General features: G+C 62.6%; 20 protein-coding genes, 1 tRNA gene and 1 pseudogene. 10 read left to right on the top strand and 12 right to left on the bottom strand.

Annotated features, from left to right (window positions below):
- Nucleotide 1: 1 nt before the first annotated feature.
- From P9A16_RS22870 to P9A16_RS22850, 5 genes are all read right to left on the bottom strand, one after another.
- Nucleotides 2–751: an electron transfer flavoprotein subunit beta/FixA family protein gene (locus P9A16_RS22870; RefSeq protein ID WP_023515811.1), complete on the bottom strand. Its 750-nt coding sequence runs from the start codon at nt 749–751 to the stop codon at nt 2–4.
- A gap of 183 nt (nt 752–934) precedes the next feature.
- A complete protein-coding gene (locus tag P9A16_RS22865) occupies nt 935–1,720 on the bottom strand; it encodes a rhomboid family intramembrane serine protease (protein WP_024271140.1) in 786 nt (261 codons plus the stop codon).
- A 33-nt stretch (nt 1,721–1,753) separates the two neighbouring features.
- Nucleotides 1,754–2,332: a cob(I)yrinic acid a,c-diamide adenosyltransferase gene (locus P9A16_RS22860; protein ID WP_023514936.1), complete on the bottom strand. Its 579-nt coding sequence runs from the start codon at nt 2,330–2,332 to the stop codon at nt 1,754–1,756.
- An 8-nt stretch (nt 2,333–2,340) separates the two neighbouring features.
- A complete protein-coding gene (locus P9A16_RS22855) occupies nt 2,341–2,538 on the bottom strand; it encodes a twin transmembrane helix small protein (protein WP_023514935.1) in 198 nt (65 codons plus the stop codon).
- A 101-nt stretch (nt 2,539–2,639) separates the two neighbouring features.
- On the bottom strand, nt 2,640–3,488 hold the full coding sequence (locus P9A16_RS22850; protein WP_023514934.1) for an SDR family oxidoreductase: 849 nt from the start codon (nt 3,486–3,488) through the stop codon (nt 2,640–2,642).
- Between the two features lie 190 nt (nt 3,489–3,678).
- Between P9A16_RS22850 and P9A16_RS22845 the strand changes: the two genes are divergently transcribed.
- The gene (locus P9A16_RS22845) at nt 3,679–4,623 is read left to right on the top strand and encodes a YihY/virulence factor BrkB family protein (RefSeq protein ID WP_024271139.1); all 945 of its coding nucleotides are present in this window, start codon (nt 3,679–3,681) and stop codon (nt 4,621–4,623) included.
- Here the strand turns inward: P9A16_RS22845 and gluQRS are convergent.
- Nucleotides 4,570–5,478 (bottom strand): tRNA glutamyl-Q(34) synthetase GluQRS, encoded by a 909-nt coding sequence (gene gluQRS, locus P9A16_RS22840; RefSeq protein WP_023514932.1) that lies wholly within the window; start codon nt 5,476–5,478, stop codon nt 4,570–4,572. The genes P9A16_RS22845 and gluQRS overlap by 54 nt on opposite strands.
- Nucleotides 5,479–5,631: 153 nt before the next feature.
- On the opposite strand from gluQRS, the gene P9A16_RS22835 reads away from it, so the two are divergent.
- Entirely contained in the window at nt 5,632–6,282 is a 651-nt protein-coding gene (locus P9A16_RS22835; RefSeq protein WP_037408559.1) for a DNA-3-methyladenine glycosylase family protein, read from the top strand.
- Nucleotides 6,283–6,387: 105 nt separating this feature from the next.
- Nucleotides 6,388–6,945 carry an HNH endonuclease gene (locus P9A16_RS22830; protein ID WP_024271138.1) on the top strand — a complete coding sequence of 186 codons (558 nt, stop codon included), beginning with the start codon at nt 6,388–6,390 and terminating at the stop codon, nt 6,943–6,945.
- Between the two features lie 70 nt (nt 6,946–7,015).
- On the opposite strand, the gene P9A16_RS22825 is transcribed toward P9A16_RS22830, so the two are convergent.
- Nucleotides 7,016–7,528 (bottom strand): disulfide bond formation protein B, encoded by a 513-nt coding sequence (locus P9A16_RS22825; protein WP_371260135.1) that lies wholly within the window; start codon nt 7,526–7,528, stop codon nt 7,016–7,018.
- A 166-nt stretch (nt 7,529–7,694) separates the two neighbouring features.
- Here P9A16_RS22825 and P9A16_RS22820 point away from each other — a divergent pair.
- Together P9A16_RS22820 and P9A16_RS22815 are read left to right on the top strand one after the other, a co-directional pair.
- Nucleotides 7,695–7,779, top strand: a tRNA-Leu gene (locus tag P9A16_RS22820).
- A 236-nt stretch (nt 7,780–8,015) separates the two neighbouring features.
- Nucleotides 8,016–8,185 (top strand): annotated as a pseudogene (locus P9A16_RS22815) (transposase); the annotation flags it as partial.
- Between the two features lie 113 nt (nt 8,186–8,298).
- Here P9A16_RS22815 and P9A16_RS22810 read toward each other — a convergent pair.
- Nucleotides 8,299–8,607, bottom strand: coding sequence for a hypothetical protein (locus P9A16_RS22810; protein WP_037408539.1), 309 nt, complete (start codon nt 8,605–8,607; stop codon nt 8,299–8,301).
- Nucleotides 8,608–9,384: 777 nt separating this feature from the next.
- Nucleotides 9,385–9,858, bottom strand: a complete 474-nt coding sequence (locus P9A16_RS22805; RefSeq protein ID WP_024271136.1) for a hypothetical protein — start codon at nt 9,856–9,858, stop codon at nt 9,385–9,387.
- A 266-nt stretch (nt 9,859–10,124) separates the two neighbouring features.
- On the opposite strand from P9A16_RS22805, the gene P9A16_RS22800 reads away from it, so the two are divergent.
- The 3 genes from P9A16_RS22800 to P9A16_RS22790 all read left to right on the top strand — a co-directional run bounded on the left by P9A16_RS22800 (nt 10,125) and on the right by P9A16_RS22790 (nt 12,864).
- Entirely contained in the window at nt 10,125–10,457 is a 333-nt protein-coding gene (locus P9A16_RS22800) for a hypothetical protein (RefSeq protein ID WP_024271135.1), read from the top strand.
- A 423-nt stretch (nt 10,458–10,880) separates the two neighbouring features.
- Nucleotides 10,881–11,144, top strand: a complete 264-nt coding sequence (locus P9A16_RS22795) for a BON domain-containing protein (RefSeq protein ID WP_023511887.1) — start codon at nt 10,881–10,883, stop codon at nt 11,142–11,144.
- A 76-nt stretch (nt 11,145–11,220) separates the two neighbouring features.
- The gene (locus P9A16_RS22790; protein WP_023511886.1) at nt 11,221–12,864 is read left to right on the top strand and encodes an AMP-binding protein; all 1,644 of its coding nucleotides are present in this window, start codon (nt 11,221–11,223) and stop codon (nt 12,862–12,864) included.
- A gap of 48 nt (nt 12,865–12,912) precedes the next feature.
- On the opposite strand, the gene P9A16_RS22785 is transcribed toward P9A16_RS22790, so the two are convergent.
- The 3 genes from P9A16_RS22785 to secA all read right to left on the bottom strand — a co-directional run bounded on the left by P9A16_RS22785 (nt 12,913) and on the right by secA (nt 18,579).
- Nucleotides 12,913–14,181 (bottom strand): GNAT family N-acetyltransferase, encoded by a 1,269-nt coding sequence (locus P9A16_RS22785; protein WP_023511885.1) that lies wholly within the window; start codon nt 14,179–14,181, stop codon nt 12,913–12,915.
- Complete coding sequence (locus tag P9A16_RS22780; RefSeq protein ID WP_023511884.1) at nt 14,171–15,598, bottom strand: lipopolysaccharide biosynthesis protein; 1,428 nt, start codon at nt 15,596–15,598, stop codon at nt 14,171–14,173. Before P9A16_RS22780 ends, P9A16_RS22785 begins: the two co-directional genes overlap by 11 nt.
- Nucleotides 15,599–15,852: 254 nt before the next feature.
- The gene (gene secA / locus P9A16_RS22775) at nt 15,853–18,579 is read right to left on the bottom strand and encodes a preprotein translocase subunit SecA (RefSeq protein WP_024271134.1); all 2,727 of its coding nucleotides are present in this window, start codon (nt 18,577–18,579) and stop codon (nt 15,853–15,855) included.
- Between the two features lie 238 nt (nt 18,580–18,817).
- Here secA and P9A16_RS22770 point away from each other — a divergent pair, with 238 nt between their 5' ends.
- Nucleotides 18,818–19,717 (top strand): peptidylprolyl isomerase, encoded by a 900-nt coding sequence (locus P9A16_RS22770; protein ID WP_023515894.1) that lies wholly within the window; start codon nt 18,818–18,820, stop codon nt 19,715–19,717.
- 50 nt (nt 19,718–19,767) lie between these two features.
- On the top strand, nt 19,768–21,000 hold the full coding sequence (gene argJ, locus P9A16_RS22765; RefSeq protein WP_023515895.1) for a bifunctional glutamate N-acetyltransferase/amino-acid acetyltransferase ArgJ: 1,233 nt from the start codon (nt 19,768–19,770) through the stop codon (nt 20,998–21,000).

Genomic DNA, 21,000 nt, shown 5'->3' with positions numbered 1-21,000 from the left:
CTTAGAGCACGCCGGCTTCGGTCTTGAGCTTTTCGACCAGCTCGGCGACCGACTTGACCTTGACGCCGGCCTTGCGGCCCGACGGTTCCTCGGTCTTCAGCACCTTCAGGCGCGGGGCGGTATCGACGCCGAAATCGGCCGGCGTCTTCTTGTCGAGCGGCTTCTTCTTCGCCTTCATGATGTTCGGCAGCGAGGCATAACGCGGCTCGTTGAGGCGAAGGTCGGTGGTCACGACCGCCGGAAGCTTCACGTCGATGGTCTGCAGGCCGCCGTCGACTTCGCGGGTGACCTGAGCCGAGCCGTTGCCGATCTCGACCTTGGAGGCGAAGGTCGCCTGTGCCCAGCCGAGCAGGGCCGACAGCATCTGGCCGGTCTGGTTCGAATCGTCGTCGATCGCCTGCTTGCCGACGATGACGAGGCCGGGCTGTTCGGCTTCGGCAACCCCCTTGAGGATCTTGGCGACGGCGAGCGGCTCGACGGCATCTTCCGTCTCGACCAGCACGGCGCGGTCCGCGCCCATGGCGAGCGCGGTGCGCAGCGTTTCCTCGGCCTTGGCCGGGCCGATCGAAACGACGACCACTTCCTCGGCCTTGCCGGCTTCCTTCAGCCGCAAAGCCTCTTCCACGGAGATTTCGTCGAACGGGTTCATCGACATCTTCACATTGGCAAGCTCGACACCCGAGCCGTCCGACTTCACGCGAATCTTCACGTTGTAATCAACGACCCGCTTTACAGGGACCAAGATCTTCATGGCTTCCTTCCTTCAAATGCCCGCGAGGGAAAATGCGCCTTTCAAAGGCGCCCTGATTGTCGGTTGGCGACATCGATACGCGTTTTTTTCCCAATTACAATGCGCCACGGCCCCTCCCGGCGTGAAAACGGGCGGGTTATAAATTGCCTTTACGTTCACGTCAATTTTCTCAGAACGACATGCTCACCGTCCCCAATGGGTCGGCGGCACGGAGGGGCGCGCGGCAGTTTCCTCGGCAGCAACGGGCGTCGCCTCGACATGCCGCACCGCCTTTGGCGTGACGATGGTGCGGTCGAACAGCGGCACACCCCGCCGCCGCAGCACGAGCACCAGAAGCGCGCCGGCGAGGATGCCGCCGACATGGGCGCCCCAGGAAACACCGCTGTCGCCGTCAACCACCAGCATGTAAAACTGCTGGGCGATCCAGAAGGCAAGCGGAATGACTGCCGGCAGCGGCAGGGGAATACGGAAGAACACAAGCACCCAGACGCGCACTTTCGGATGCAGCAGGAAATAGGCCGCCACCACACCGGATATCGCACCCGAAGCACCGATCAGCGGCGCCTCCGAATCCGGTTGCACCAGACCGTGCACAAGCGCTCCCGCCGCCGCGCAGAGCAGGTAGAAGAGCAGGAAGCGGAAGTGTCCGAGCGCATCCTCGACATTGTCGCCGAACACCCAGAGGAACAGCATGTTCGAGGCAAGATGCATGAAATCACCGTGCAGGAACGCATAGGTGATGTAGGTCGCGTCCTCCGGAACCAGCACCAGGCTTGGCTCCAGATCGGCGAAATCGAAGACGACAGCCGGGATATAACCGAGGCTGACGACCGTCGCATCCGAAAAGGCCTGCGTGGAGGCAAGCCCCGTCACCAGCCAGACGACGACATTGATCACGATCAGGCTGATCGTGACATACTGCACCTTGATGTATTTGAGGGCGTTCGCGTCGTGCAGCGGTATGAACATGGATCCCCTTCCCAAGGCTTGCTGGAAGCGAGCTTACCTGTTCTTGCCCGGAACCCACAATATGTCCGTCCGGCCCTTCTCGTTGACCCAGCGCGCCGCAACGAAGAGGAAGTCGGAGAGCCGGTTGATATAGGCTGCAGCCGCGGCCGAGACCGCCTCGCCCTCGATATCCTGCAGGGCAACGACGCGCCGTTCGGCCCGCCGCGCGACGGTGCGCGCAAGATGCAGCGCCGCCGCGGCCGGCGTGCCGCCCGGCAGGACGAAGGAGCGCAGCGGCTCGAGATCGGCATTGAGCAGGTCGATTTCCGTCTCCAGCCGGTCCACCTGCACCTGCGCGATGCGCAGCGGCTCATAGTCGAGTTTTTTCCCGGTCTCCGGCGTCGCAAGGTCAGCGCCGAGATCGAAGAGATCGTTCTGGATGCGCATCAGCATCGCGTCGAGATCCGGATGGTCTGCCAGATGCTGGCGCACGAGGCCGATGCAGGAATTCGCCTCGTCAACCTCGCCATAGGATTCGACCCGCAAGTCGTGCTTCTTGCGGCGTGGCCCGGCAACGAGGCCGGTCGTGCCGTCGTCGCCCGTGCGCGTGTAGATCTTGTTGAGCTTGACCATGATCCCCCTCAGCGCCCGCCGCCCGTGATCCAGAGCGTCAGCATGATGAGGACGATCGCGATCGCCTGCAAGAGCACGCGAAGCTGCATCAGCTTGTTCGAGGTGTTGCCGCTGCCGCCCTTGGCCATGTTGACGAGACCGCGCACCAGCACGATGGCGACGAGGCCCATGACGAGCAGGGTCATGAAGGTGAGGAAGGAAGACATGCCAACGATCCGATTTGATTTCCGTCAGCCCTATTCAAATAGGGCATTTCGCACAAAGTGCACGCTTTTTGCTGGCGAGCCCCCTGCGACGCCGCGACGCGTCAGCCGAGCCTGCCGATGATCCGGTAGAAGAGCGCGGCCGGCAGCAGCTTCTTCAGAAGAGCGCCCTGCTTGGCCGGCGTCGTCACGATGTAGTGCGGCCGCGGTGCTTTTGCCGTCAGCGCATGGCGCAGCACCGCATGCACTGCCTCAGGTCCAAGCTTTCCGCGCGCCGGCTTTGCCTCGCCGCGCAGCCGCTGCAACTGGCGGCGATACTCGTCCGCATGTACAGAGTTTTCGAGATCGATGTTGCGCTCGATGTGGACTAGTGCATTGGCCGTGAAGCGCGAGGTGATCGGCCCCGGCTCAATGAGACTGACATGCACGCCCGAGCCCGCAAGCTCCATGCGCAGCGTCAGCGACAGCGCTTCGAGCGCGAATTTCGAGGCATTGTAGGCACCGCGCCAGCGATAGGGCACGATGCCGAGGATCGACGAGCACTGCACGATGCGCCCGAACCCCTGCCCGCGCATGACGGGAATCACCCGCCGCGTCAGATCGTGCCAGCCGAAGACATTGGTCTCGAACTGTAGGCGCAGCGCCTCGACCGGCAGGTCCTCGACGGCACCGGCCTGACCGTAAGCACCGTTGTTGAACAGCGCGTCGAGCCGGCCGCCTGTGCGCGCCAGCACGGTCTCGACGAGCGCAGCGATCGACGCCGGCTGCGTATAATCCATCAGGAGAGCCTCAATGCCGTCGGCCTCAAGGCCAGCGAGGTCTTCCTGCTGGCGCACCGTCGCAAAGACCCGCCAGCCCTCCGCCTTCAGCGCCCGGGCGCAATAAGCACCGATGCCCGAGGAGCATCCCGTCACGATGATGCTCGGCGGCGTTGTCGCATTCGAAGAAGGCATGTCGGTTTCCTGTACAAATCTGCTCGTGTTTCCCATATTCACCACCAGCGCACCGCCATCGCCATCACGCGCCGGCGTGGCAAGCCATTGAATCCGGGCCGCCCTTGAACCGACCCCGGTGTAAGGGGTTATACCCGGGCAGACAATGCGAGAGACGGCCGAAGACGGCCACGAGGACCTGAGATTGCCGATGCCGACCGCCATCCGTCTTGCCTACAAGGTCGTCTTCGACGCGATCTGGCATTTTTCCGAGGACGACGGCTGGGCGATGGCGAGCCATGTCGCGCTGTCGACGCTGCTGGCGATCTTCCCCTTCCTGATCTTCGGCACGGCGCTCGGCTCCTTCCTCGGCGCCGACCAGTTCGCCGAAACCGCCGTGCATCTCATCTTCGATACCTGGCCGGAATCGATCGCCGCACCGATATCGCGCGAGGTCGTCGCGGTGCTCACGATCCCGCGCGGCGGCCTGCTCACGGTCTCCGTGCTCGCCGCCGCCTACTTCGCCTCGAACGGCGTGGAGGCGCTGCGCGTCTCGCTCAACCGCGCCTACCGGGTGGCCGAGACGCGCTACTGGTACGTGACTCGCCTTGCCAGTCTCGGCTTCGTCATCGCCGGCGTTCTGGCGCTGGCGGTCCTCAGCATCGTGCTCGTAGCGGCCCCCCTTGCCGTGCGGGCGACGGGCGACTGGCTGCCCTGGCTGACCTACGTCTATTCCTGGGTGGAAAGCTGGGGACTGTTCGGCACCATCCTGGTGCTGCTCTCCGGCCTTCTGATCGCCCATCTGTGGCTGCCCGCCGGCCGGCGCAAGATCGCCGACGTGCTGCCCGGCATCCTGGTGACACTCATCGCCTGGGGCATCGGCGCCTATGCCTTCGCCTCCTACCTCACCACCTTCGCCAATTACGTCTCGACCTATGCCGGTCTCGCCTCGATCATGATCGCGCTGGTCTTCCTCTACATCGTCGGGGCGATCTTCATCATCGGTGCTGAAATCAACGCGGCCCTGATGAAATACCGGGTGAAGCACCTGATCCTCGACAAGGTCCGCGGCGTCCGCAAGCCACGGCAGCCCGAGGAGGACTCAATGGAGGACGAAGCCATAGCCCGCGAGCAGGGCGCGAATGCCGGCAGGTGAGATGCCCCGTTCCCGGTAGGCCGCAAGACCGGTATCCTCATTGCTCTTGGACAGTTTCCGTCCATCCGGCCCCGGCACCAGCCCATGATGCCGGTAGGAGGGCACCTGCAGGCCGAGCAGGCTTTGCAGGAGGCGATGCACCGCCGTCGCATGAAAGAGATCCTGCCCGCGCACCACGTCGGTGATACCCTGCACCGCATCGTCGAGCACCACGGCAAGATGGTAACTCGCCGGAGCATCCGGCCGCGAGAGGATGACATCGCCCCAGCGTTCCGGCCTCGCCGCAACGATACCGGTCTCTCCCTCCGGCCCCTCGCCCGCCTCCGACCAGGTCAACGCCTCCGGCACGAGCGCCAGCGCCTTGCCCATATCGAGCCTCCAGGCGTGCTGGCGACCCGCCGCAATCCAGCCAAGCGCCTGATCCCGATCGAGCGAACGCTCGTCCGTCGGGTAGAGCGGCGCACCGTCCGGATCGCGCGGCCATGTCCCGCCCGCAGCCTCCTGCGCCAGAACCCGCGCCTTCACATCGCCACGGCTGAGGAAGCCCGGATAGAGCACGCCCATGGCCTTCAGCCGTTCCAGCGCCTCACCATAGAAGGCAAGGTGCTCCGACTGGCGCCGCACCGGCCTTTCCCAGTCAAGGTCCAGCCAGGCGAGATCGCGATAGATCGCCGCCTCGAATTCGGGCCGCGACCGGGCGGGATCGATGTCTTCGATGCGCAGGAGGAAGCGCCCGCCGCAGGCCGCAGCAAGGTCATGGTTGAGGATCGCCGACAGCGCATGACCGAGATGCAGAAGGCCATTCGGGCTCGGCGCAAATCGGAAGACACGACGTTTTGACAAAGCAGTTTGCATGGGGTCTTCTGGCACGAAGAAGTGCGTTACGCCACCAAGGCATGCCGGGCAAAGCTGCGCAGCGTTCTACGGCAGGGCTACGCGGACAATTGAGGACCCAAACCGCCAAGGCCGCGGTGGCAGCAAGGATCGAGGCCTCTTAAGAAAATGCAGTTGCACATGATCAGGACGGATGCGGATGTCGCGGCGGGTCTCGTCGATCTCGCTTTGCTCGATGCACGTCTTTTCACCGTCATCGACAAGGCCGGCCCCGTGCCGCTTCGCCGCCTTTCGCCCGGCTATCGCGGCCTTGCCGGCATCATCGTCGCGCAGATGGTCTCGCGCGCCAGCGCCGATGCCATCTGGCGCCGGCTCGAGGAAACGGCCGGCGACATCACCCCCCATCACATCCTCGGCCTTTCCGACGAGGACTGTCGCACTGTGGGCCTGTCGCGCGCCAAGGCGGAGACACTGCGCCGCGCCGCTGATGCCGTCGATCGCGGCGAACTCGACCTCGATGCGATCTGCCATATGGAGGCAACGTCAGCGGCCCGGAAGCTGACCGCGATCAAGGGCATCGGGCGCTGGACGGCGGATGTCTATCTGCTCTTCTGCGGCGGCCATCCGGATATCTTCCCCTCCGGCGATATCGCTCTGCAGAATGCAGTCGCCCATGCGCTCGGCCTCGCGGTGCGCCCGAGCCCGCAGGAACTCGACCGGATCGCGGAAAGCTGGTCGCCCTGGCGCGGCGTCTCGGCCCGGCTGTTCTGGGCCTATTATTCCCGGGAGATGCGGCGCGAGGCGGCTCCGGTGCTCGAAGGCTGAGCCGTCGCGAAATTGCTTGTTTTCGCTTTTCCTTTCCCGCTTCACAATGCTGTAACAACGGGCCTAATATAGAAGGGCAGATGCCGAATCGATCAGGAGAAGCCCTTGACGATTTCTGTTTCACCACAGGCCCTGCCAGCCCTTGTACTGAATGCTGACTACAGGCCGCTGAGTTATTACCCCTTGTCGCTCTGGTCCTGGCAGGACGCGATCAAGGCCGTGTTTCTTGACCGCGTAAACATCATCGCCGAATACGAGCATTCGGTGTCATCCCCGAGTTTCACGATGCGCCTGCCAAGCGTCGTGTGCCTGAAAACATACGTGCAGCCGTCACGTCATCCGGCCTTCACCCGGTTCAACGTGTTCCTGCGCGACAGGTTCGAATGCCAGTACTGCGGGTCGCCGGACGACCTGACCTTCGACCATGTCATCCCGCGTGCCCATGGCGGCGAGACGACCTGGTGCAACGTGGTCGCGGCCTGCTCCCCGTGTAATCTGAGAAAAGGCAGCAAGCTGCCGAAGCAGGCGGGCATGCACCCGCATCAGAAGCCCTACCAGCCGACGGTTCAGGATCTGCACAACAACGGGCGACTGTTTCCACCCAACTATCTGCACGAAAGCTGGATGGACTATCTCTACTGGGACGTCGAACTGCAGCCCTGATGCCGGAACCGCAGAAACGCCTGGCGTTTTTGCGGCACCAACAGGCATTTGCGCCCGGGCTGCGGGTATATCACGCTTTCGCCGACCGCACGCCTGAAAAGGCGATCGCGGCGAGGATGAGGCTTGCGATCACATTCCACCCGGCAAAGGAGAGGCCGAGGAGCCGGAAGGAGGCTTCCGTGCAGGACGGCCCGTGCTTGGCGTTGAGATCGGAGAGGAGATCGCCGGCATTCTGCGTAACGCCCTGCGCGGAGGTCGCGCAGGTCGCAGGCCCCTCCCAGAATCCCCATTCGACGCCCGCGTGATAGACACCCATGCCCGCGCCGACGAGCATCATGATACCGGCGATCGCGAGCAGCAGCCGCGTCAGCCAGGCTGGGCCACCGAAGAGGGCCGATAGGAGGGCGGCGACCGCCACCGGGATACCGTAGTAGTAGGGGTCACGCTGCAGCAGGCAGAGCGCACAGGGAATATAGCCACCGATATGTTCGAAAGCGAGCGCCCCGCCGACGGTCGCCGCCATGCCGAGCGTCAGGAGGCCTGCGGATGCCTTGCGGGAAAGGTCGAGAGATGCCGTCATCAGGGTCGTCCAATCGGGCCAGCGGGGTACCGGCGAAACGGCGCCGAGTTCTATCAGGTGAGGCGGCTTTGTAAATCACCCGCACAAACAAGTGATCGTCCGCATACGGGGATTTGCCGGTTGCCGCCCGCGAGCGCTTCGTGTAAACGGCGATGGCTGCAAGTGCCGTGCCCCATTGGCGGAACTGGTAGACGCGCTCGACTCAAAATCGAGTTCCGAAAGGAGTGCTGGTTCGATTCCGGCATGGGGCACCATAAGCATTTTTTTGCATTGTTTTTCCTATATAAAATTGGCCTAAACATCCGAGAAAATCTCTCAGCCGATTTTCTTGGACACTTTTGTTCTCAGTTTCGTCTTCATCGTCGAGCGAATCAGCCGGCTTCGTCAGCATGCCAATGACACTCCTCGCCAATCGAGTTGCTGCAACCTTCCGCAGGCCGTGAGCGCTGCATAGTGGCAGCCTCGTTCGTCACAACGAGGAGACGAACGAATGAAGCGTTCATGCTTCGCGGAAGAACAGATCATCGGGATATTGAAGGCGCAGGAGGCGGGCGCGAAGACGGTCGATGTATGCCGCAAGCACGAGATCTCGGATGCGACCTTCTGCAAGTACAAGGCGAAGCATGGCGGCATGACGTATCGGATGCCTCCAAATTGAAGGGCAAGCGTGGCGTGATGGCCGCGTTTTTGTGCAACGCCGATGGCTAGGTGTCCACTTAAGGGCTACGCACAAACCGGCTCGCCCCGGATATTCGCATCTATGAGCTCACCGCTTAATCTTTAACGGGCTTCACAAGCGAAACCACTCTCGGCTTCGACGGCGCGTCCAGCCACTCAATCCATTTTCCTCGTTCATCGATTGTGTCGAAGAACCGCCAGAGTTTGTAGCCCTCATCCGTTGTTTCCAGCATCTCGCCAAGAGACGCGAGTTCCAAGGGCAAGGTCACCTCGTTGCCGTCAAAGCGTACGAAATAGATGCCATCGGCGGCAAGCCGAACGACTTGTCCGGTACCATAGGTCCCGTCGAGATCATCGACCGTGAAGTACATGCCGGTTAAGGCATCGCGGGTTTTGTCATTCATGAAATTTGATGCCCGTCCTGAAAATGCAATCATGGAGACCTATGAGCATCTGGTTGAGGAAGACAAGATGCTCAATGCAGTGCGCACTCATAAGATCAGATATTGCCCTGCATCGCCCGTGACGCACTTTGCTCTGGAGTGCCGGCCTTACCGTCGTGCCTCCACTGACGCCACAACGAAGACCAAGAGAAAGGCAGATTCGTCGGAGAACGTTTGGCGATGACCGGTGGGCTAACGACGAGCTCAGCACCTCTCCTGCTGCGAACGTCATGGAACAACACGCGGGCGCGCCCCTCAGGAGCAACCGGCACCAGGCGCCTGGGTTGATAGGGAGCCGTTTCAAACCACGGCTCCAAGCCGCTCTCAGGTATCCACTTGAAGAAGTCTTTCATGCACAGCCGCCTAGCCACTCAGCATGTCGTCCCCTTAAGGCTACCATCACTGAATGATGCACGTCCCCGGCCAATCGCTGCATTGGCGCCCAGCGCAGCTCGCAAGTGACGCGGTGGCAATCAAGATGCAGGCGATGGCAATGATGTTCCTCAATGTGTCGTCCCCTTGTGCGTAGCACTATATTCGGCGTTCAACAGGTGAACCAGGCTATCGGCCCGCTCTATTCCCAGCCCGTCTTGCGGTTCCCCGTTTATCTCCGCCGTCATCCCCGTGAAAACATCACAGACCGCCCCACAGGCCCGTGCCGTCCTTGCGAATGTCGGTCTGGCGATATCCGCCACCGGTACCTTTCAGAGCCCTGGCGGATGCAGCCCCCCGCTCCAACTAGTTGGGATAACAATGGAAGGCGATGTAGATGTCGCCATAGTCGTACCAATAGGACATCTCATACGAATATCCGTCGATGCGCCTTCCCTGGATGTTCGCCATATTCTGATGCCCGGCGATGAAGACGGTATTGTTGTTGTTGTTGCGTTGCCAGCGCTGCCGCATCTGCCCGCAGACTTCATTCACCATGGTGGCCGCATGTTCTTGGTAATAGATGCAGGGATCGTCGGAATTGCCATTTCTCGGATCGACCTGCGACCCGTCAGATCGGCGGGTCTCGATGCGCTTAGAAGCGCAATAGGCGCGCACGGCCTGATCGTGTTTCCCTTGAAAATAGAGTTCCAGGTAGACGTGAAAATTTTTGCTGACCGCCTGCCGCCGGTTTGCCTGCCCCTGATTGACGGCGATGTCCTGGCGAATCGTGGAAATGAGCTTGTGATGATCGTTGTCGAGATCGTCCGGTACCGGCATCGTCCCCTCCCCGTTCAGATTGGAGAAGGAAATCACACGGGGCACGCCCCGACAAGCAACGTTGCTTCGTCTCGTTGATAAAGTCTAATGACCTCAACGCATACGCGTACACACCATGGCTCAAGGTCGCCTCCTATTCCGGGAAGAAAGTACCTGGTGCCAGTGAATAGGCCGACTGGATCAGCCGTGTTCCTTAGACAACCGGGAAGGAACGCGCGAGGATTTTCGCACGTTCAGGCCCGACAACCGCGCGGAATGGAGGGCATATGGGCGACTGGACCTTGTTCATCATAGGGCTTGCCATCGTCCTGGCGTTCTCCTTCACCCTGAACACGTTCTTCCTCGGCTCATTCGTCGCGGGCATGAAGCGCTACCTCCTGGGGCGCATCCTGGGTGGCACAATACGAAACACCCGGATCGACCATGAGGCGACGCATCGTACGCTCGGCCTGTTCGGGCTTCAGACACGCCATGGCGGGCCGGGCGAGGAGGAGATCGATCGCCTGCGCCCGAAGCGCTGGCAGGAAATCCTGACCTGGATCTGCTATATCGGCATGGGTGCGGGCTTCGCGCTCATGATCTACGCCAAAGCCCGATAGCCACGATCCGGCTGCGCCCCCAAGCTGCTGGATGTGCTGGCCTGGGGGCTCGACCAACAGGCGGCCGACGAATGCCGGCAGAAGGCGTTCTGCCGCCCTGCATCGGCGAGGAGCGCGAGATATCCACCGCCCTCAACAGTCAGTTGTGCGCAATCGATAGAATCAGGTTTTCATCTAGTCCTTCAAAAATTTGCTTTTTAGCGGGAACAAATTTTGCAGAACCGCATTTACCCCGTGCAACGACAGACACCCCCGGATGTGGTTGCGGAGGGGGACCCGAGAGCGATGTGCACGCTCTTGGGTCTCAACCATTTTGGGGGCAAGGCCGCCGATAGCGAGCAAGGCCCATCTTTCCTTCAGCCGCAAAGAACAAACAGGTTCATCCCGCGTTTTCCTGCAGACGCCGAGCAAGAGGAGTGCGACATGGTCTTCAAGGAAGGTACCTTCAAGGGCGAACCGCCCGAACATTTCGATGGTCCCCACCCGGCCTGGCTGGAAACGGCGGTAGCGGACGCACTGTCCATCGCGGGCGACGTGGATGCCTCCGACGTCACCGTGACCTGCAAGGGCACGCGCATCATTCTTTCCGGCAGCATCGGCTCCGCGGAAGAGGCGGGCAGGGCCGTCGCGATTGCCGCCGCCGTCAAGGAGGTCCGTGAAGTGGACAACCGCCTCTCCTGGCTCTGACATACGCGAAAAGCCGCCATTGCCGGCGGCCCCTCCGGAATGCTAGGTGCAATGCAGCAAACTGGAGTGACGCCGGATGCTCGCCGAGAGACCGACCTATGATGCGCTTTACCGGGATTTCCGCTGGCAGATCCCCGGGCGCTTCAATATAGGCACCGCGGTTTCCAATGCGTGGGCGGCGCATGCCCCCGACCGGGTCTGCCTTGAGCATTTCCTGCCCGATGCCCCGCCGCGCGCGCTCACCTATGGCCAGCTGGCCGAGCAGTCGGACGCCTTTGCCGTCGCCCTAGCGGCAGAAGGGGTAACGGTCGGGGATCGTGTCGCCATCCTGCTGCCGCAGGGTTTCGAGACGGTCATAGCGCATCTGGCAATCTACAAGCTCGGCGCCATCGCCCTGCCGCTCGCCCTTCTCTTCGGCGCCGATGCGCTGTCCTTCCGTCTGAAGAATGCCGAGGCAAAGGCAATCGTCACCAATCGCTTCGGCCTGGAACGCCTGAAGCCGATCCGGGCCGAGCTGCCGACGCTGGATCTGGTGATCACCACCGAGCCGGGCAAGGACGCCTCGGCAAAATCGTTCGAAGAGCTCATCGCCCGCAATGCCGGCCTCTTCGCAGCCGTCGACAGCGGCCCGGACGACCCGGCGATGATGATCTACACGTCTGGCACGACGGGGCCGCCGAAGGGGGCGCTGCACGGCCACCGCGTGCTGCTCGGTCATGTGCCGGGTTTTCAGATGCATCACGAGTTCCTGCCGCAGCCGGGCGACCGCATCTGGACGCCATCGGACTGGGCCTGGGCAGGCGGACTTCTCAACGTGCTCCTGCCGGCGCTGCTGCTCGGCGTGCCCGTCGTCTCCTCGCCGGGCCAGAAATTCGATCCCGACATGGCCTACCGCATCATGCAGGACATGAATGTACGCAATGCGTTCATCCCGCCGACGGCGCTGCGGCTGATGAAAACAGTCGCCAATCCGCGCGAAAAATACCGGCTGAACCTGCGTACCATCGGCTCGGCCGGTGAATCGCTCGGCCGCGAGACCTGGGAATGGGTGCGCGACACGCTCGGCGTCACCGTCAACGAGTTCTACGGCCAGACGGAGTGCAACATCGTGCTCGGCTCGATCGGCAAGCTCGGCGTGTCGCGACCCGGGCCGATCGGCAAGCCGGTGCCCGGCCATGTCGTTGCCATCATCGATGCGAACGGCCGGGAAGTGCCGCGCGGCACCGTCGGCCAGGTCGCAGTAAGGCGACCCGATCCCGTCATGTTCCTCGGCTATTGGAAGAACGAGAAGGCAACGACGGAAAAATTCATTGGCGACTGGATGACGACCGGCGACCTCGGCCGCATGGACGAAGAGGGTTACGTCACCTTCTTCGGCCGCGACGACGACGTCATCACCTCCTCCGGCTACCGCATCGGGCCGAGCGAGATCGAGGATTGCCTTGCCGGACATCCGGCCGTGCAGCTCGCTGCTGCCGTGGGCAAGCCTGATCCGGTGCGCACGGAAATCGTCAAGGCCTATGTGATGCTGCGCCCCGGAAACGCGCCGTCGGACGCCCTTGCAAACGATATCCGCGACTGGGTGAAATCACGTCTTTCCATGCACGAATACCCACGCGAGGTGGACTTCGTCGATGCCCTGCCGCTGACGACCTCGGGCAAGGTCATCCGCCATATCCTGCGCAAGCGCGCAGCGGAAGAAACACCCTTCGCCGCCTAGTTTTTCAGAGGCTCGGAACGGCAAGCCGCCGACTGGACCGGAAAGGCCTCAGCGGCGCGCGAGCGCACGGATCTTCTCGCGGAGCAGCCGCGCGACATTGCGCGTGTTGCGATAGAGGTGAAGCTGCGTCGCCACCTGGCGCACGTCACGGTCGCGATTCTGCTGCAGGCCGACGACGAGCGTGCCCATGTCCTCTCGCTCTTCCCAGAAGCGGCTCATGACCGGGTGATCCGGCACCGCGCAGGAATCCGACCGGGCGATATTGGCGTCGTCGAGATGCCACTCCGTCAGTTCCGCCACCAGCAGCTTGCCGGGCGAGAACTTGGCGAACTCCTCGTCATAGGCGGTCTTCCACGTATAGGCCTCCCCGCCCATCATGAAGACAATCATCGAGGCGATGGCCCGGCCGTCGAGGTCGAGCGTGTGGATGCGCACGCCGTCGGTCTCGGCAAGATTGCTGATCGCCTCGCGGGCAAAGGCGGCACGGTAACGATCGTTGATCATCGCCGTGCGGCCGCGCCCCTTCCAGCCCGAGGCTTCGAGCAGCAGGAATTCCTCCATGCGCAACCGGATGTCAGCGGGTTGGCGGGCGACGTTGTAGAAAAGTGCGCCCATCGCATCGAGCTTGCGCCATTGCCGGCGCAACTCGCGGAAGTGCTCCGGCGAGATCGCCTGCTGCAGATAGGTCTGACCGTCGAGCAGGCTCTCCAGCATCGGGCGGCGATAGGTATCGGTGACGGTGACGGGAAGGTTCCGGCCGATGGCGACGGCACGCATCAGCTGCGCGAAGGCACCGTTGAGGCGCAGGTCCGGCAGGACGAGGATGCCTGGCAGGCCGCTGCCGGCACCGCCAAGGGCTTCCAGCACGTTGTCCAGCGTTTCGGCGGCATCCTCAGCATCGACGAGGGGCGTCCCGAGCGGCCCGAACGGATTTGCCCAGGCGCGCAGGATGCTCGAGCCGATGGAAAAGCCCGGCTTCTCGACGGAAAAGGGCATGAGGAAGCGCATGCGGCTGCGCCCGGCGCCCTCGTCGCGCAACACGGAAAGGCGCACGGTGCGATCCTCAAGGCGCGGCATGGCAGGAGCGAGAAAGCGCCCCGTGAAGAAGACGTTCGGCTCCATGACGCGGTTCGACAGGAAATCGAGTTCCTGCTGCAGTTCGTAGCCGGCTGTCGCCGGATAGAGCGCCAGCGAGCGGCCGGGCCGGCCGACAAGGAAGCGCTGGTCCGCCGGCGGCGCATGCGGCAAGGCAGGCGGAATGGCGGCCTGGGCACGGCCGGTCACGATCGTGTGGTCTAAGCCGTGGCTATCGGTCATGGCGGTCCACCCCGTTGGCAAGGCTTGCCGTCACCGGATTGGCGAAGGCGAAGAGAATGATGGAGAGTTTTCTACGCACGACGAGGTGCAGCAGCAGCGCCTCGAGGATCATGGCGCCGGCGGTGGCCGTCGCCGCACCCGTCAGACCGAAGAGCGGAATGAGGGTGACGTTGAAGCTGATGTTGGCGGCCAAGGCCACCGCATAGACGAGAACGCAGAGTTTCTGCTGGCCTGCCATGGTGAGCAGCACCTCGCCCGGCCCGATCAGCGCCTTGGCGAGAATGCCGACGAAGAGGATGAACATCAGACTATAGCCCGCCGTGAAGGCGGTACCGAACAGGGACAGGAGGAAATGGCCCAGCGCCAGCACGCCGAGCCCGACGGCCAGCGACGGCCAGAAGCTCCAGCGCACCGTCTCGCCGGCAAAGCGCGCCAATGCCAGCCGGTCGCCGGCCGAAAACAGCGCAGAAAAGCGGGGCGCCGCAGCAGCCTTCACCGAGAAGAACACGAAGTGCACGAGCGCCATGGTCTTCGCCGCAGCGAAGTAGATGGCGACACTTTCCGGATCGAGGTAGAGGCCGACCACGATGACGTCGGAATTGGTCAGAAGGAAGCCGAACCCCTCGATGAGGAAGATCGGCAAGGCCGCCTTGATCCAGAGGGAGAATTCCAGCTTGCGCGGGCCCTTGACGTAGCGCTTGCTGAGCCGCCGCAGGATGTTGAAGAACTGCACGACGGTCGTAAGATAGGTGGCGGCGAGCGCCGCGACCATGGCGGTCAGCGCCGTGTGGGGCGCGTCCAGCAAAACCGCCAGAACCATGAAGACGAGGATCAGCAGCGGGCGGATGATGTAGGTCGGGCTGAGAGCCACCACCGCCCAGCTATGAGCCCGCGCCGTGCTGTCGAGCACATCGCCGAGCGCAATCATCGGCATGCAGAAGAGACCAACGAAGAGCGGCACGACGTAGTAGTCGGCAAAACTGTCATGGAAGAACCACAGCACGAGCAGGCCGATGGTCGCCAGCACCGTCGAGGACAGCATGGCGAAGACGCGCGCCGTCGAGGTGAGGCCACGGATTTCTGCGTGCGCGCTGCGTCCTGCATAGTCGGGCAGGAAGCGTACAACGGTGGTGTGGATGCCGAGACAGGACATGTCGCCGAAGATGACGACGAGTGCCCAGACAAAGACAAAGATGCCGTATTCGAACTCGCCCATCACGCGGGCGAGGATGATCTGCGAAAGGAAGGCGATTGCCGCATTGATCACGCGAATGGCGAAGGTGATGAGCGCCATGCGTTGCGCAAGGTTGCGAGGGTCGTCGCTGACGAGGATCGTTCCGAGCGCGCGCACCAGCGGTTCCGCCTTGCCGCGCAGGGCCGATGGCAGCAATTTCTCCGCCGACTGAATGACCGCCATCAACACAGGAACCCGTACGCAACGCAGAACTGAACCAGGATCAGTCTTGTCAGATCAGGGTTAACAAACGGTTGGGTCGGCCGTGAACGGTGCAGCACCCACCAAAGAAAATGCCGCCCGGGGGCGGCATTCAATGGGAGCGGATCAATATCCGCATATCTCTCTTCCGGCATCCTCGGATCGAGCCCGGAGATGACGTTTGGCGATGGGGCAACGGTTCATGTGAACGATGCGCCATTTACTCCTGCGGCCGGTCAAGCCTGCTCGAAAGCGCCGTGGCAATGCTTGTATTTCTTGCCCGAGCCGCATGGGCAGGCCTCGTTGCGCGACACGCGGCCCCAGGTCGCCGGGTCGGCCGGATCACGATCTTCCGGCGACACGCCGACGGCCATGAAACCGCCGCCATTGCCTTCGCCGAAGTCGTCCTCGCCGGTCGTGCCGTCGATATGATGGCCCTCCATCTCCGGCGGCACCGGCGCCGGGGCGTCGGCAGCCTGGCGCACCAGCTCGACGCGCATGAGCTGCGCGGTCACGGTCTGGCGAAGGTTCGCGAGCAGAGCCTGGAAGAGTTCGAAAGCCTCGGCCTTGTATTCCTGCAGCGGGTCGCGCTGGGCATAGCCGCGGAAGCCGATGACAGAGCGCAGATGGTCGAGGTTGACGATGTGTTCGCGCCAGAGATGGTCCAGCGTCTGGAGCAGCACGGAGCGCTCGACATAGGTCATGATCTCGGGGCCGAAGCGCTCCGCACGGTCGGCAGCAGCCTGGTCGGTCGCCTTGTGCAGGCGCTCCAGGATGTCCTTCTCGTCGATGCCTTCCTCGGCTGCCCAGGCGTCGATCGGCAGATCGAGGTTGAGCTGTTCGAGAACACCCTTCTTGAGGCCCGCGACATCCCACTGTTCGGCATAGGCGTTTTCCGGAATGTGCAAGCGGACGAGGGTTTCGACCACTTCGTGACGCATGTCGCCAACGATTTCCGAGAGGTTCTCGCCATCCATCAGCTCGATGCGCTGCTCGAAGATGACCTTGCGCTGGTCGTTCAGCACGTCGTCATACTTCAGGAGGTTCTTGCGGATATCGAAGTTGCGCGCCTCGACCTTCTTCTGCGCACGCTCCAGAGCCTTGTTGATCCAGGGATGGACGATCGCCTCGCCTTCCTTGAGGCCGAGCTTCTGCAGCATGGAATCCATGCGCTCGGAGCCGAAGATGCGCATCAGGTCGTCCTGCAGCGACAGGAAGAATTTCGAACGGCCCGGGTCGCCCTGACGGCCGGAACGGCCGCGCAGCTGGTTGTCGATGCGGCGGCTTTCATGGCGCTCGGTGGCGAGAACATAGAGGCCGCCGCCGGCAAGCGCCTGCTCCTTCAGCTTCTTCACCTCGGCGATGATCGCCTCACGCTTGGCATCCCGCTCGGGACCCGGCTCCATCTCGGCAAGGTCACGCTCGAGGCGCATTTCAAGGTTGCCGCCGAGCTGGATGTCCGTGCCGCGGCCAGCCATGTTGGTGGCAATCGTGACAGCGCCCGGCACGCCGGCCTGCGAAACGATATAGGCTTCCTGCTCGTGGTAGCGGGCGTTCAGCACCTGGAAATCCTGGAAACCTGCCATCTTGAGGCGTTCGGCAAGATATTCCGACTTCTCGATCGAGGTCGTGCCGACGAGGACCGGCTGACCCTTCTCGCGCGCATCCTTGATCTCCTGAATGATCGCCTTGTACTTCTCCTCGACCGTCCGGTAGACCTCGTCGTCCTCATCGAGGCGCTGGATCGGCAGATTGGTCGGCACTTCCAGGACCTCGAGGCCGTAGATGTTGCCAAACTCTTCTGCTTCCGTCGAAGCCGTACCCGTCATGCCGCCGAGCTTGGAATACATGCGGAAATAATTCTGGAAGGTGATCGAAGCCAGCGTCTGGTTTTCCGGCTGGATCGTCACCTTTTCCTTGGCTTCCAGCGCCTGGTGCTGGCCTTCCGAATAGCGGCGGCCCGGCATCATGCGGCCGGTGAACTCGTCGATGATGACGATCTCGTCGTTGCGGACGATGTAGTCCTTGTCGCGGGTGAAGAGCTTGTGGGCCTTCAGCGCGTTGTTAATGTGGTGGACGATCGCGACGTTCTCGACATCGTAGAGCGATTCGCCCTTGAGCAGGCCCGCCTGACGCAGGAGGTTTTCCAGCTTTTCCGTGCCGACTTCGGAGAAATTGGCCGAGCGCTGCTTCTCGTCGATCTCGTAGTCCGCCTCGTCCAGCATCGGGATGAAGGCATCGATCGTCGTATAGAGGTCGGACCGGTCGTCGAGCGGGCCGGAAATGATCAGCGGCGTGCGTGCTTCGTCGACCAGGATCGAGTCCACTTCATCGACGATGGCGAAGAAGTGGCCGCGCTGCACCATCTGGCCGCGCTCGTACTTCATGTTGTCGCGCAGATAGTCGAAGCCGAGTTCGTTGTTCGTCGCGTAGGTGATGTCGCAGCCATAGGCGGCGCGGCGCTGGTCATCATCGAGACCGTGCATGATGACGCCGGTGGAAAGCCCCAAAAAGCTGTAGATCTTGCCCATCAGCGCACTGTCGCGTGTCGCAAGGTAGTCGTTGACCGTCACGACGTGCACGCCTTTGCCGGCAAGCGCATTGAGGTAGACGGGAAGTGTCGCCACCAGCGTCTTGCCTTCACCGGTCTTCATCTCGGCGATCGACTTTTCGTGCAGGATCATGCCGCCGATCAGCTGGACGTCGAAGGGACGCAGACCAAGAACACGAAGGGCCGCCTCGCGGGCAACCGCAAAGGCCGGCACCAGAATGTCGTCGAGCGTCTTGCCGCTAGCAAGTTGCTCGCGGAATTCCACGGTCTTCGCCCGCAACGCGTCGTCTGAGAGCGCCTTCATCTGCGGTTCAAGCGCATTGATGGCATCGACGCGCGGCTTGTAAGAGCGGATGCGACGATCGTTCGAGGAACCGAACAACTTGCGGGCTATGCCGCCGAGGCTGACCATCAGGATGGTCCTTTCTTCATGGGCGCCCGGCGCGTGACAGGTCGCACGATATTTGCGCGCAAAGCCTTGAGACGCCCGGAAACTGTTCTGGACGCGGGATTGCGTGACAGATAAGAGGGGGGTCGAATGATGTCAACGGCTCAGGCGGTTGCACAACTGCCACATTCTGGTGGTGTTGAGCCGTCTGGCACCGGATATCGGCCCGATTCCGGCGAGGATTTGAAAGGTCTTTTTCAATATGTTCAAGTACAGCAAGCTCGCAGCAGTCGCCCTTATTGCGATTGCCGCCGCAAGCACCAGCGTCCGCGCCCAGGATGCCGCCGCCGATCCAGTCATCGCCAAGGTCGGCACGCTCGAGATCCACGAATCGGAACTGAAGCTCGCCATTGCCGGCCTAGACCCGCAGCTTGCCAACCTGCCGGACGAACAGAAGCGCGTTGCCGCCCTCTCCTCGATCATCGACGTGAAGCTGCTCGCCGCCGATGCCGGCAAGGAAGGCCTGCAGGATACGCCCGACTTCAAGCAGCGCCTCGCCTTCCTCACCGATCGCGAACTGCACAATGCCTATTTCAAGAAGCATGTCGTCGATGCGGTGACCCCGGAAGAGGTGAAGGCCCGCTACGACAAGGAAGTCGCTGCCATCGAGCCGGAAGATGAAATCCGCGCCCGCCACATCCTCGTCAAGACCGAGGAAGAGGCCAAGGCCATCATCAAGGATCTCGATGCCGGCAAGGATTTCATCGAAATCGCCAAGGAAAAGTCGACCGACCCGAACAAATCCGAAGGCGGTGACCTCGGCTACTTCGGCAAGGGCCGCATGGTTCCGGAATTCGAAGCGGCCGCCTTCGCACTGGAAAAGGGCGCCTATTCCAAGGAGCCGGTGAAGAGCCAGTTCGGCTTCCACATCATCAAGATCGAGGACAAGCGCAAGCAGCAGCCCCCGGCGCTAGACCAGGTTGAAAGCCAGGTTCGTCAGCTTGTCATGCGTGACAAGTATCTGGAACTTTTGGAAAAGGCCAAGGCTGCAGCCCCGGTCGACATCCAGGATGCCGCACTGAAGACCGCCTATGACGCGGTCAACAAGCCGGAAGCCGCGGGTGAAGGCGAAGCCGCACCGGCAACCGAAGGCCAGCAGTAACAGACAACGGCCCGGCAACTGTCGGGCCATTCTTGAAACAGGAAAGTACGATGTCCGGTTCCGTCTCCCCGCTCGCTCCCAAAACCTATGCCGAAATGCCGCCAGTACGCGGCGTGCGCATGGCGACCGCTGCCGCCGGGATCAAGTACAAGAACCGGACAGACGTGCTGATGATGGTGTTCGACCGCCCCGCGGCCGTCGCTGGCGTCTTCACCCGCTCGAAATGCCCCTCGGCGCCGGTCGATTTCTGCCGTGCCAACCTGCCTGGCGGCATCGCCCGTGCCGTGGTGGTCAATTCCGGCAATGCCAATGCCTTCACCGGCCGCAAGGGCCGCGAATCGACCAGGATGACAGCGGAAGCCGCCGCAAGGGCGATCGGCTGCCAGGAGGGCGAGGTTTTCCTCGCCTCGACCGGCGTGATCGGCGAACCGCTCGACGCCACCAAATTTTCCGGTGTGCTCGACACCCTTGCCGCATCCGGCACGGAAGATTTCTGGTTTGAAGCCGCCAAGGCGATCATGACGACGGACACCTATCCGAAGGTCGCGACCCGCACCGCAAAACTCGGTGGCGTCACCGTGCGCATCAACGGCATCGCCAAGGGCGCGGGCATGATCGCGCCCGACATGGCGACCATGCTCTCCTTCGTCGTGACCGATGCCGACATCCCGGCACCGGTTCTGCAATCGCTGCTCTCCGCCGGTGTCGGCCCGACTTTCAATTCGGTCACCGTCGACAGCGACACCTCGACCTCTGACACGCTCATGCTGTTTGCGACCGGTGCAGCCGAGGGCCAAGCCCCTGTCACCGCTGACGACGCCGCGCTCGACGATTTCCGTGCGGCGCTGAACGACCTCCTGCGCGACCTGGCGCTCCAGGTCGTGCGCGACGGCGAGGGCGCGCGCAAGATGGTGGAAGTCACCGTCGAGGGCGCCGAAAGCGACGCGGCTGCCAAGCGCATCGCGCTTTCCATCGCCAATTCGCCGCTGGTCAAGACCGCGGTTGCCGGCGAGGATGCCAACTGGGGCCGTATCGTCATGGCCGTCGGCAAGTCCGGCGAGATGGCCGACCGTGACCGCCTCGCCATCTGGTTCGGCGACGTGCGCGTCGCCGTCGATGGCGAACGCGACCCCGCCTACTCCGAAGAGGCAACCACCGCGGTCATGGAGCAGCAGGATATCCCCGTCCGCGTCGAGATCGGTCTCGGCACCGGCAAGGCGACGGTCTGGACCTGCGACCTCACCAAGGAGTATGTCGAAATCAACGGCGACTACCGCAGCTAA

The sequence above is a fragment of the Shinella sp. 838 genome (assembly GCF_029623935.1).
Taxonomy (GTDB): Bacteria; Pseudomonadota; Alphaproteobacteria; order Rhizobiales; family Rhizobiaceae; genus Shinella.
Note: the sequence above shows the minus strand (reverse complement) of the source record. Positions and strands in the feature narration are given on the sequence as shown.